This window comes from Mycobacteroides salmoniphilum (genome assembly GCF_004924335.1).
Lineage (GTDB): Bacteria > Actinomycetota > Actinomycetes > Mycobacteriales > Mycobacteriaceae > Mycobacterium > Mycobacterium salmoniphilum.
Genome location: NZ_CP024633.1, coordinates 4,558,086 through 4,569,318, shown reverse-complemented (window position 1 = coordinate 4,569,318; position 11,233 = coordinate 4,558,086). Strand labels below are relative to the sequence as shown.

Sequence of the window (11,233 nt, the reverse complement as noted above, 5' to 3'; positions counted from 1 at the left end):
GTGACCAGGAGGATCAGTGAAAGCGATGGCGCGAGTTGTGGGGCTGGGGCTCGTTGAACTTGCCGTGTTCGGCTCGGTGCTGTTCTTGCTCGCTGGAACCTTCGACTACTGGCAGGTGTGGGTCTTTCTGGCGGTGTTCGCCCTTTCGACATGGATACCCACTGCGTATTTGCAGCAGGCCAATCCGGCTGCGCACGAGCGGCGTAAGCACGCGGGGCCGGTGGCAGAGACCCGCACAGTGCAGAAGGTCCTTATCGGCGGCTGGTACGTGTCGCTGGCAGCGATGATTGTGATCAGTGCGCTGGATCATCGCTTCGGTTGGTCCTCGGTGCCGTCGGCGATATGCGTCATGGGTGATGTTCTGGTGGCTGTTGGGCTGGGTGTCACGAGCCTTGTGGTCATTCAGAACAGCTTCGCGGCCTCCACGGTGCAGGTGGAGACGGGACAGACCGTGGTGTCCACCGGCCTCTACGGGTTGGTGCGCCACCCCATGTACACCGGCAACGTGATCACCGTCGTGGGGTTTCCGCTGGCACTCGGCTCGTACTGGGGACTGGTCTCGGTCATCCCCGGCCTGGTCGCACTCGTCGTGCGCATCCGCGACGAAGAGAGGCTGCTCGTCGAACAGTTGGACGGATACCGAGAGTACGCGCAGACGGCGCGCTATCGCCTGGTGCCGTATGTGTGGTGACTCTTACGAAAACCATTGGGCACGTAAGAATCCGGTAAGCAGAACCGCGAACCCGCCCATTTCGCCGATAATCAGTAAGACCATCGCCACATGCATGCCGGGGTTGGGCTCTTCGAATTGATTGGTGGTGTCGCGTAGCGCCCCGTGCACCATGTAGCTCACGATGGCTGCCAGAAAGAAGAACACCAGCACCATTGCGGCAGTGAGGTTTACCCAGCCGGGCCACGCACTCAACTCGACGAACGCCGCGGTGAGCAGGGTGGCGAACGCATAAAGCAGTGCGGCCCTATGCGCGGTATCGACATACGGATGGGCGAGATGATTTGGGCTCGTGACCATTTGGCGGTACTTCCACACACCCAATCCAAGGGCGAGTAAGAAGATGAGCCCGGCGGCGAGAAGTGTTACCGCAGTGTCGGTGCTGAGCACGTATCCGGCGCTGGTCATCACTCGACCCTACTGCTGTGGCGATGTCGCCATCGCCGCGACCGGCTACTTGTCGTGCAGGTGCTCAAGGCCGGTGACGAGGAGCTCGAGTCCGAACTCGAAATCATCCTCGATCGAAACGGCCAGGGAATTCCCGATCGCGAGTGTCATCGGGAAGTTCGACAGATCGAGGCCCTGTACAAGCCGCATCAGGAGCGCGGGATCGGTGCTGCGGCTCCTGTGTTCCATGCCTAATTGAGTCGCGAAGCCCAGGACGTATCGGCCCACGGTCGTATATATGCGGGCCGCATCGACCGGTGAGAATCCTGCATTCACAAACAGCGCGAGCGTGCGCTCACGCAGCATGAAAACCTTCGGCCCGACGGGCAGTTGATCGGTGAGCAATGCGGCGACATTCGGATGGCGTCGCATGGCATCGAACAAAGCACGTGAGGTGACGGTGCACGCGCGCTGCCAGGGGAGTTCCGCGAGTTTCCCGTCGTCGAACTCGACCTCGCCGAATACCCGATCGACGACATGCGCGACGAGCTCAGTGCGGTTCTCGAAATGCCGATAGATCGTAGCGGTCCCGGAATCGAGCCGGCGTGCCAGCGCGCGCATGGACAGCGCCTCGCCGCCCTCCTCGTCCACGATCCGCAGCGCCGCGTCGATGATCGAATCCATCGGAACGCGTGGGCGGCCGCGCGTTCGTCGCTCGTCCGTCACATCGGCCAGTATGTCCCTCTTGACACCACGGGGCAATTACGGCAACACTGTCGCCGTAATTGTTTCGCAGGCATGACCAGGGAACCGCGACCGAGTTCACCCCGCGCTGTTGACGTGGACGGACTCATGAGGGGTGTCGCGGACTTCCTCGGTCACCCTGACAAGTTCTCGCGACAACGCCCTCAGCCCAGTAATCGATCGACAGTCATGACAGCTTCCGTGGCGCCGTCTTCGGCGGCGATGAGGTCTGCGACCCGGCGGATTCGGTCCTGGAGCTCTTGGTCGGTGACGGCGGTGCGGATGGCGTCGGCTAGCCGCTCAACCGTCAGGGTTCGTTGCGGGATGGTGCCGGCGCTGAGTCCGAGATCCCGGAGCCGTCGAGCCCAGAAGGGTTGATCGCCTAGGCCGGGCACGGCGACAGTAGGTGCCCCGGCACGCAGCCCCGCGGCGGTTGTCCCAGCGCCGCAATGGTGCACCACCGCCGCCATCCGGGGAAAGAGCCAGTTGTGCGGCAGCTCGCCCACCGTCACGACGCCATCGTCATCGGCATTGATTCCTGCCCAACCGGTTTGCACGATGCCCCGCATACCCGCCCGCCGGAGCGCCTCCCGCACGAGCTCCGACATGCGTGCTGCCTGAGCGGCCGAGGTCAGCGTGCTCCCGAAGCCGATGAACACCGGAGGATCACCCGCCGTGAGAAAGTCGACCAACGCGGGGGAGGGTTGCCACTGCGGATCGGCTTCCGGCCACCAGTATCCGGTGACCTCCAGGCCCCGCCGCCAGTCCTGTGGTCGTGGCACGATGTGTGGTGAGAAGCCATGCAGAACAGGCCATTCCGTCTCGGACCTGTTCCGGCGTAGCTGCCTGGTCGATGCCTTCGGCAGACCGAGGTCTCGCCGGAACCCGGACACCACTCCACCATAGAGGTGATCGACGAGCCAGGCCCCGGCGTGGGACGCCAGACGATTGCCCACCGCCCCTGCGGACCAGGACCCGAGGGTCGCCGGGGGAAACTCGGCGGTGGCCGAACAGGGCTGTAGCCGGATCCCCATGGAGGGAATGCCTTTCGCTTCAGCGAGGGGATGCCCTGCCAGCTCGGAGAACGGCGACAGCAGCAGGATGTCCGCGGGCACGTCGTGAATGGCACTTAGCAGCGCGGTGCCGAGCGATCGCATACCTCGCGGAGCGAGGAACTCGGCGAGCTCCTTCGTGACGTTGACATCGGCATTCTCCGATGGCGTGGCCGGTTCCGGGATGCCACGAAAATCCAAGCCAGCGTTGGATATCAAAGAGTTGAAGCGTTCATACGCGGCGAGTGTCACATGGTGCCCGGCCTGACGTAAGCGAGTACCGATGCCGGTCAACGGTGCGACATCACCGTGGCTGCCGATAGCGGCGATAACGATACGAGCCATTACACCCTCCGTACCACTCGGCGGAACATCTTCACGAGATCCTCCGCGTACCCCATCGCGTCGAACTCGGGGTCCTGCAGGATCTTCTCGACTACGACATTGACGGCGCCGCGTAGTGCGATTGCAGTGGAATCGACTGGAAAGGAGGAGAATTCACCGGTCTTCTGGCCCGCGCGGAGAATGGCCGACGGGTCGAGCTGGGTCAATTGTTGGGTCAGCTCGGGGGTGAGGCCCAGGTCGCCGAGACGTCTTCCGTCGCGGGGTTTGTAACTCGTTCCGAGCTGCGCCAGCGCGGCCAGCTCAATCTGGTGAGTATTGAAATAGCTGATGCTGGAGCGGATATAGGTCGCAAGCTTGTCGGTCTGAGTCCGTGCCCGATCAACCTCGGGGACCACAGCGGTAATGCCTGACCGGTACATCGATGCGATCACCGCCTCGATCAGCCCGTCCTTGGAGCCGAAGTGGTACAGCACCACGCTCATCGCGATGCCGGCGCGCTCGGCGATCTTTCGGATTGAGGTCTGCGGGTAACCGACCTCCGCGATGACCTCGATGGCGCACGCGACGATCTGATCGCGGCGAGCGACCTCGGTGAAGGTGCGCTCATGATCAGATTTAGATCGCATGATCGAATCCTAGATCAGTTGATCTAGGATCATATGCACATTTGCGCAGGTTAACGATGCGTTAACGGCTATACACCATCTTTCTCAGACCCTAACCCCCATGGGGTACTCTGAGATTTAGCTGAGAATCAGCCGAGGATCTCATAAATTGGGAACCAGGTGAACCTTGAAGCCGTTGAACAGGGTGAATGCATCAACGTTGATGTCTTTGGCAAGTGATGTTCGCTTCCTAGGCCATTAGCAAGATGACCGAGCGGAAAGGAAACACCACATGAAAAAGTCACTCGCTGCAATCCTCGGAGGCGCCGGCGTAGCTGTGGCCGTCGCTGTCATGGGCGCCCCTGTCGCCCTGGCAGGGCCTACACCTCCTCCGGTCTGCTACGCCAGCGAGACCAGTGTCAACGCCACGGAGCTGCGTCCGTGCCTGGCTCCGGGCGATGTCGTCTACGAGCAGGGCGCGCACCAGCCGACCTACGAGGGCGCCAACCCATTGGTCCCGCTGGGCACCAACCCGCACGTCCCCTATGGCACCAACAAGAACAACGCTTCGTAACTAGATGTAACTCAGCTTCATCTTCGACGACGCAGAAGGAGCAACAATCATGAAGAAGATCGCGACCGCGGCGGCGTTACTCGCTGCCGCGGGGTTGTCCCTGGCGACAGCCGGCGCAGCCTTGGCCGGTCCCGCGGCGGACCCGGACTCCGTCATCAATGACCTCAAGTCCAACGGGTACCGAGTGATCATCACCAAGGTGGGGTCGGACCATCCGTCGCAGTGCACCGTTCAGGGAGTGTCACAGCAGTCAGGTGTTCAGAATGTGCAGCCGGGGCGCAACATGCGCAACCAGCCGACGACTGTTCCCACCGCAGGACAAAAGGTCGCGTACGTCACGCTGGCCTGCTAGTTACCCCATGGGGTGGTGGCGACACCGGGCGGTGAGTGATCTGTCAACGATCCTCACACCGTGTCGCCACTACTCCGATGAAGATTGAGTTCGCGGGTCGATCTGACTCCCACCCCGCGAGGTCGCGATGAGTAGTAATCCGCCACCTCGCCGCATCTACCGTCCCCTCGTATGCAAGTATCGCCGTCCGGCGATATGTGCCACTGTGTGTGCGTCCCGCTGCCGTGCGTGACGGGATCTGGGCGAGTATCTGGAGGAGGCAGCGTGTCCACATACCGTGCATTCGAAGTGGTCGGCCAGCGGGACTTTCGGTTGGTGCAACGAGAACTTACCGAACCTCATCCGGGTGAGGTTCGAGTTCGGGTCGAGGCGTGCGGGGTGTGCCACACCGACGCCTTCGCCGCCGAGGGCCTGCGAGCGGATCCATCGAAACCCATAGTGCCCGGCCATGAAATCGTGGGTGTGATCGATGCCGTGGGTGCGGGAGTGCATGCCTGGCAAGTCGGTGAACGGGTTGGTATCGGGTATCTCAACGGGCACTGCGGCGAGTGCGAGCAATGTCGCCGCGGAGATTTTGTGAACTGCACCAATCAGAATCAAACAGGGACCACCGTCGACGGCGGCTACAGCGAGGTGGCGTATGCCCGGGCCAGCGGCCTCGTCCGCGTGCCGGATGGTGTCGATCCGCGTGAGGTGGCCCCGCTGCTGTGTGCGGGCCTTACCGTGTACCGCGCATTGTTGACTGCGAACGCCCGGCCGGGCTCTTTGGTAGCCATCCAGGGCATCGGCGGGCTCGGTCACCTCGGTATCCAATATGCCAAGGCGCTGGGCTATCGGGTTGTCGCCATCGCCCGGGGTACCGGAAAGGTAGACCTTGCAACGCAACTCGGTGCCGACGAGTACATCGACAGCACTGCAGGGAATCCCGCGAAGGCATTGCGCGCGTTGGGCGGAGCTACCGCAATCATCGCGACGGCATCCAGCGGGTCCTCGATGTCACCGTTGATCGCGGGGTTGGCCCCCAATGGCAAGCTGATAGTCGTGGGGGCCGACTCGGAGCCCATCGAGGCAAGGATCCCTGAACTCATCTTCGGAACCCGCTCTATTGTCGGATCGCTAACGGGTAGCTCGATAGAGAACGAGGACAACCTGAATCTGGCTCAGCACCATGGTATTCGTTCGATGAACGAGATCATGCCCCTATCGGAAGTACCACGGGCATACGAACACATGCTCTCCGGCGCCGCAAGGTTCCGCGTGGTCCTCGATATGAAGACCTGACCGTGGCGGCGGTTCGCTTCATGTCCGACAGCTGTGGCAGCCGATGATTGCGCGGGAGCTGTTGCGACACAACTAGATACGATGCATCTTTGGCCGGTGAGCGGGTAGTAGCCCGGTCACCGCACTGCACCGAATAGTCCGGTGTTCTCTGAAACCGTTGTGAATAAGCAATTTTCGTGGCGTTACGCACGAGGGTTACGGAGCAGGTTCATCGATGAGCGTGAAGCGCACGCCCCACGGGGATACACCGAAGTGCATTATCTGACGAGCCCTGTTCGGGCGACAGCGGATCCGCAGGCCACAAATGTCTGGGCGGGAAGCGGATTCAGAAACGCGCGGGGCGGTTCGGTGGCCGACATCATGGGTGAGCTTTCGGGTTTTCGGCGCTGGCCGTTCAACCTCCGAAAAAGTAGGCGTTTCGTCCAGTTTTAGCCCTATCGAAGGCATGTGCGGCACCGAATGAAGTAGCGCACAAGCCATCCCACAGAGTGGGACGCGCATCGCGGAAAAGGTGGGATGGGTAACAGAAATCTTCCTGCGTTAATACAAGAGATGCTCGGATGTATGGGAAAAGTGACCAATGTGGGTAGCGCGCAGCAAATTACGGATCGATGTCAGAAAGCATTCAACAAACCGACTATGTCCTGCAGGTTTATTGGAATGGACGTACGGTCGTGAATGCACTACCGTAATCAGTAAGCGGTTGGCGGAGAGTAATTCCCGTCATAATTTCCAGCAAATATGACGCAAGCCACATATTTTGGTAGGCCGTCAAGCTCGTTGTTAGCGTCCGGTCTCATGTCTGATCTCGCTGCTTTGCTGGCGTTTATCCATCAGGTCTCGGGTACGCCGTATGTCTCGGGCGGAGATTCCGCACGGGGCACCGACTGCTCCGGCCTGGCCTCCTGGGTGTCCAACGTCGCCACCGATCGCCCCGCCTTCGGTTCTCGGTTCAACACCGGTAACCAGGAGCGCGCGCTACTCGCACGTGGTTTCAAGTACGGCACCGCTCCTGGTGCGCTGGTGATTGGCTGGAACGGCGGGCACACCGCTGTCACACTGCCGGACGGTACCGCCGTCTCCAGCGGCGAGGGAGGTGGCGTCAGGATCGGCGGTGGCGGCGCTTACCAGTCGCAGTTCAAGCGCCATATGTACCTGCCGATGGACAACGCGGACGAGGCTGGCGCCACCCCGTTGGATGTGCCTGCCCATGCGGAGGGCCCCGAGGTGATCCCCGCGTCGGTGCTGGCGCCGAATCCCGGGCCGTCACCCGCCGATGAAGCTCCCGCAGAAGCGGACTCCGTCGAGATCTAATAGTATCCAATCTTTATGTGCCACAACATAATTAGGGTGCACGAGTGTTGTCGATCAACCCTGAAAACAATGACGGGCCAGTAGTTACGAGAGCAGATCCGTGATCTCTTCTGCGACCTGTGCGGGCAACTCCAGCTGCGGGAAGTGTGTGGTGCCGGACAGGCGCGCGTAGCTGAACCAGGGATTGCGTGATCGGAACTCGTCGTGGAGATCGTCGTAGGTGGTGTGTTCCGGCTTGCAGAAGATGTGGTGAACGCGCCGCGGTTCGGTCAGCTTCTCCATGCGCGACATGGGCGAGCCCCACGTGGCGTAAGCATCCTCGATGACCCGTCCGGCTCGTGCCCATACGTCGAACCCGAATCCGCCCATCTCGGAGCGTATGTGCCGGTTGACGGCATCGTTGCCACTACCGGCCAGCCACGCGCGGAGGAACTCGAGGCGGCTGGATTGCCAGCGCAGCGGATCGCGAAATGCCTTGATGCCGCTGAGGAATTCGGCGGGGGCCGACGACATGATGAGATCCACGATGACGACGCTCGGCACCCGCGCTGCGCCGAGACGTTCGGCGATCTCCAGCGCTGTCCATCCGGCGTGGGCATGAGCCACGGGGATTACCGACTGCACGCTGAGGGCGTCGAGCAAGCCGATGACATCTGAAACCTGTTCCGCAAGACCAAAGTCGGCCACGGCCGTGCGGTCGATGCCGTGACCCCGCCAGTCCATCCGAATGACGCGATGGTGGGGGACGAGGTAAGGCAACAGTTCGTCGTAAGCGCGGTGGTCATGCCCCCACCCGGTGAGCAGCAGGATTGCGGGGCCGTCGTCCAGGCCCTGATCGTCGAAGGTGAGCTGCGCACCATTGATGGTGATGGTGTACATCGTGAGTCTCCTCGATTGTCAGAGGGGGTGATATCAGAGAGCGGCGTGAACGCGGACGGGATGTACCCGCACGATCGCCTCACCGGGTGCGCTGTGATGCTCGTCCACGTAAGCCACGGCGCGCTCGGCTCCCAGGTACCGGGCGGTGATGTCGATCAGGGTGGTGCGAACCTCGGACGCGTCCGGTTCCAGCGTGGCTTCACCCTGAATCTGGACGTACAGATAGGGCTCGGTCGACGTGGCCACGGTGATGACGGCGCGTGGGTCCCGTTGTAAAGCCCTGACTTTCAGGGTGTCCACATGCGTGACGAACTGCAGGTGATCGTCGGCGAGCCGATACCAGATGGGCAGAACGAGCGGGCGTCCATCGGTTCCGAGGTATCCCAGCTGCCCCACCGGCGCGGGACTCGAATCGAGGAACTGGCGGACGGATGGATCGTGGATCGAGGTCATGAGTCCACAACCTAGAATCTCAACCGCGCTTGAGGTCAAATTCGCACTTCCGCCGAGAGGCTTTGTGCCGGAATAATGCATCGGGTGACTCGCGTATTCGCGATCGGAATTGCGATGCTGACGCTCGTCGCGGGTGGGTCGCCCGCGGGATACGCCCGCGCCGATCCAGAGTCGTGCGTCGCAGGGGATCCGGCTCGCCCCCAGGCCGAGCTGTTCGCGACCAACAACACCGCGATCATCACCGACCCTGCCGATAGGCGTCTGCTGGACCCACTCGATGACTTCTCGCTAGAAGTCAGCGCGATGACCGTCCAGAATCTGGTGCTGCCCGTGCGGTCGACGCCGGTCGACGGGGTGTATTGGTCGCAGGACAACAACCGCATGACCTACGAGCGGTCGCGCGCCTTCGAACTTGCCTGCGTGGATCGCGATGATCTACAACGCATCGGCGAGCAGGTGGGTCGGCAGTTCGGTCAGGAATCGGTGCTCACCTTCGAATATCTGCCGGCCGGGGACGCAGGGATCAATGCTGTGGCCGTGGAGGCTCCGGGCATCGATCGGGTGCGGCTGCACGACGCGCTAGCCGCGGACGGGACTGCGCGCGAGGCGTTGGCCGGCGGGTCGGTGACCGAAGACGGGTGGTTGGTCCTGATCGCGGATATCAAAGACGTGGACATGGCGCGACGACTGGTCGAGGCTGCCGGTGGCCGCTGGCAGGACGCCACCATCCGGTACGGAAGGCGTGAGTTCGTGGAGGCGGCGCAGTAACGGGTTCACATCTGTTCGCAAGAATCACAATGCGCCATCGGGTGCCGAGCGGATTCCACGGCGACGGGGTTCCGAGCGCCGGCTGAGCCACTACCACGTATCGACGACGGATCGGCGCGGCGGCAGCGGTTCTCGCATGGCGGCAGCGAATGTCGAGGCGATGAGGGATCGCGTTTCGGCCGGGTCGATCACATCGTCGATCTCGAAGATCTGAGCGGCGTTGAGTGCCTTGGCATTCTCTTGGGCCGCGGCGGTGCCCTGACGCACGGCTTCCTCCCGGGCAGCCTCGTCGGGAATCGCTTCCAATTCCTTACGCAGCCCCAGTCGCACCGCGCCCTCCAGACCCATGGGCCCCAGATGCGCGCCCGGCCATGCGACCGTCAGCAGTGGTTCATGCAGGCTGCCGCCGGTCATGGCTTGTGCGCCAAGGCCATACCCGCGGCGCAGGATGACCGAAACAAGCGGTACGCGTAGCGCGGCCCCGGCGACGAGCATGCGCGATGCACGCCGGACCAGTGCATCGGCCTCCGCGGCGGGACCCACCATGTACCCCGGGCAGTCGACTAGTGAGAGCATCGGTAATCCGAAGGCATCGCACAGCTGCAGGAACCGGGCGGCCTTATCCGATGCGGCGGCGGTGATCGCTCCCGCCATCACCATCGAATTGTTGGCGAGGACGCCAACGGTGCGGCCCTCAATACGCGCGAGGGCCGTCACCATCTCGGGCGCGAACTTCTCCCGCAGGAACGTCACCGAGCCTTCATCGGCGAGCGTCTCGATGATCGGTGCCACCGGATAAGCCCTCCGTGCACGCTCGGGAATCATTGTCCGTAAGACGGTTTGGTCCGTTGCCTGTCCGGGCTCTATTGCCCCCTGGAAATACCCGATGAGCCGTTTGGCGACGGCGACGGCCTGCTGCTCGTCGTCGACGACCACGTCCACGACCCCATTGGGTGATTGCACAGACAACGGCCCGACCTCGTCCGGATGCACCTCACCGAGTCCGCCGCCGGCGATCATGGCCGGGCCACCCATGCCGATCGATGTGTCCTTGGTCGCCACGATCAGATCCGAGCAACCCGCGATGACGGCATTGCCGGCGAAGCACCGACCCTTGACCACCGAGATCCGCGGCACCACTCCCGATAGTGCGGCCCATAGCTTGAATGCGCGGACATCGAGCATCGAGACCACCGGATAGTCGGTGTCACCGGGACGTCCGCCGCCGCCCTCGGCGAAGAACACCGTCGGCAGCTTCATGCGTTCGATGAGATCGAACAGCCTGTCCTTCTTATGGTGTCCGAGCGCGCCCTGTGTTCCGGCGAGCACGGTGTAGTCATAGGACAGCACGGCGCACGCGCTGCGGTCGGGGCCGAACATCTCGCCGTTGACTCGTGCCGTCCCGGCGACGAGGCCGTCGGCGGGTGTGCGGGCGATCAAGTCGGCGATGTCGCGCCGCCCACGCTGCGCGGCGATGGCGAATCGCCCGTACTCCACGAATGACCCTGCATCCACCAAATCGGCGATGTTCTCGCGCGCGGTGCGACTACCGGTCGCGTGACGGCGGGCAACCGCATCGGGGCGGGCCGCGTCCTCGGTGAGCGCACGTCGTCTCAGTAGCTCAGCGTGGTCCGCGCGCAATGGTTCATCAGCCATGGACGGAACTCTTCCATAATGCCCCGAAACTCTGCGGGAACTTTTCCTCACCATGATTCGACCACTCCACCGGTGCCCTTGATGGGCAGGGCA

At 62.6% G+C, this 11,233-nt stretch carries 12 protein-coding genes and 2 pseudogenes; 7 read left to right on the top strand and 7 right to left on the bottom strand.

The window, feature by feature from the left end; all coding sequences use genetic code 11:
• Window positions 1–16: 16 nt before the first annotated feature.
• Window positions 17–691: a methyltransferase family protein gene (locus DSM43276_RS22585; RefSeq protein WP_078328526.1), complete on the top strand. Its 675-nt coding sequence runs from the start codon at window positions 17–19 to the stop codon at window positions 689–691.
• 3 nt (window positions 692–694) lie between these two features.
• Here DSM43276_RS22585 and DSM43276_RS22580 read toward each other — a convergent pair whose 3' ends face one another.
• The 4 genes from DSM43276_RS22580 to DSM43276_RS22565 all read right to left on the bottom strand — a co-directional run bounded on the left by DSM43276_RS22580 (window position 695) and on the right by DSM43276_RS22565 (window position 3,884).
• Window positions 695–1,138: a hypothetical protein gene (locus DSM43276_RS22580; protein WP_078328525.1), complete on the bottom strand. Its 444-nt coding sequence runs from the start codon at window positions 1,136–1,138 to the stop codon at window positions 695–697.
• A 45-nt stretch (window positions 1,139–1,183) separates the two neighbouring features.
• Window positions 1,184–1,801: a TetR/AcrR family transcriptional regulator gene (locus DSM43276_RS22575; protein ID WP_078328524.1), complete on the bottom strand. Its 618-nt coding sequence runs from the start codon at window positions 1,799–1,801 to the stop codon at window positions 1,184–1,186.
• Window positions 1,802–2,025: 224 nt separating this feature from the next.
• Window positions 2,026–3,258, bottom strand: coding sequence for a glycosyltransferase (locus DSM43276_RS22570; protein WP_078328523.1), 1,233 nt, complete (start codon window positions 3,256–3,258; stop codon window positions 2,026–2,028).
• Window positions 3,258–3,884, bottom strand: a complete 627-nt coding sequence (locus DSM43276_RS22565) for a TetR/AcrR family transcriptional regulator (protein WP_078328522.1) — start codon at window positions 3,882–3,884, stop codon at window positions 3,258–3,260. The genes DSM43276_RS22570 and DSM43276_RS22565 overlap by 1 nt, the downstream gene beginning before the upstream one ends.
• Before the next feature lie 271 nt (window positions 3,885–4,155).
• Here DSM43276_RS22565 and DSM43276_RS22560 point away from each other — a divergent pair, with 271 nt between their 5' ends.
• From DSM43276_RS22560 to DSM43276_RS22540, 5 genes and pseudogenes are all read left to right on the top strand, one after another.
• On the top strand, window positions 4,156–4,437 hold the full coding sequence (locus DSM43276_RS22560) for a hypothetical protein (RefSeq protein ID WP_078325777.1): 282 nt from the start codon (window positions 4,156–4,158) through the stop codon (window positions 4,435–4,437).
• A gap of 49 nt (window positions 4,438–4,486) precedes the next feature.
• Window positions 4,487–4,789, top strand: a complete 303-nt coding sequence (locus DSM43276_RS22555) for a hypothetical protein (RefSeq protein WP_099051637.1) — start codon at window positions 4,487–4,489, stop codon at window positions 4,787–4,789.
• A 264-nt stretch (window positions 4,790–5,053) separates the two neighbouring features.
• Window positions 5,054–6,070, top strand: a complete 1,017-nt coding sequence (locus tag DSM43276_RS22550; RefSeq protein WP_234802965.1) for an alcohol dehydrogenase catalytic domain-containing protein — start codon at window positions 5,054–5,056, stop codon at window positions 6,068–6,070.
• 33 nt (window positions 6,071–6,103) lie between these two features.
• Window positions 6,104–6,502 (top strand): annotated as a pseudogene (locus tag DSM43276_RS22545) (nitronate monooxygenase); the annotation flags it as partial.
• 309 nt (window positions 6,503–6,811) lie between these two features.
• Window positions 6,812–7,247, top strand: a pseudogene (locus tag DSM43276_RS22540) (hypothetical protein); the annotation flags it as partial.
• A 221-nt stretch (window positions 7,248–7,468) separates the two neighbouring features.
• Here the strand turns inward: DSM43276_RS22540 and DSM43276_RS22535 are convergent.
• Window positions 7,469–8,263 (bottom strand): alpha/beta fold hydrolase, encoded by a 795-nt coding sequence (locus DSM43276_RS22535; protein ID WP_078328520.1) that lies wholly within the window; start codon window positions 8,261–8,263, stop codon window positions 7,469–7,471.
• 33 nt (window positions 8,264–8,296) lie between these two features.
• Window positions 8,297–8,716 (bottom strand): TIGR03618 family F420-dependent PPOX class oxidoreductase, encoded by a 420-nt coding sequence (locus DSM43276_RS22530; protein ID WP_078328519.1) that lies wholly within the window; start codon window positions 8,714–8,716, stop codon window positions 8,297–8,299.
• A 114-nt stretch (window positions 8,717–8,830) separates the two neighbouring features.
• Between DSM43276_RS22530 and DSM43276_RS22525 the strand changes: the two genes are divergently transcribed.
• Complete coding sequence (locus DSM43276_RS22525; protein ID WP_109555959.1) at window positions 8,831–9,484, top strand: hypothetical protein; 654 nt, start codon at window positions 8,831–8,833, stop codon at window positions 9,482–9,484.
• Window positions 9,485–9,574: 90 nt separating this feature from the next.
• Here the strand turns inward: DSM43276_RS22525 and DSM43276_RS22515 are convergent, their stop codons facing one another.
• Window positions 9,575–11,140, bottom strand: coding sequence for an acyl-CoA carboxylase subunit beta (locus DSM43276_RS22515; RefSeq protein ID WP_078328518.1), 1,566 nt, complete (start codon window positions 11,138–11,140; stop codon window positions 9,575–9,577).
• Window positions 11,141–11,233: the final 93 nt, after the last annotated feature.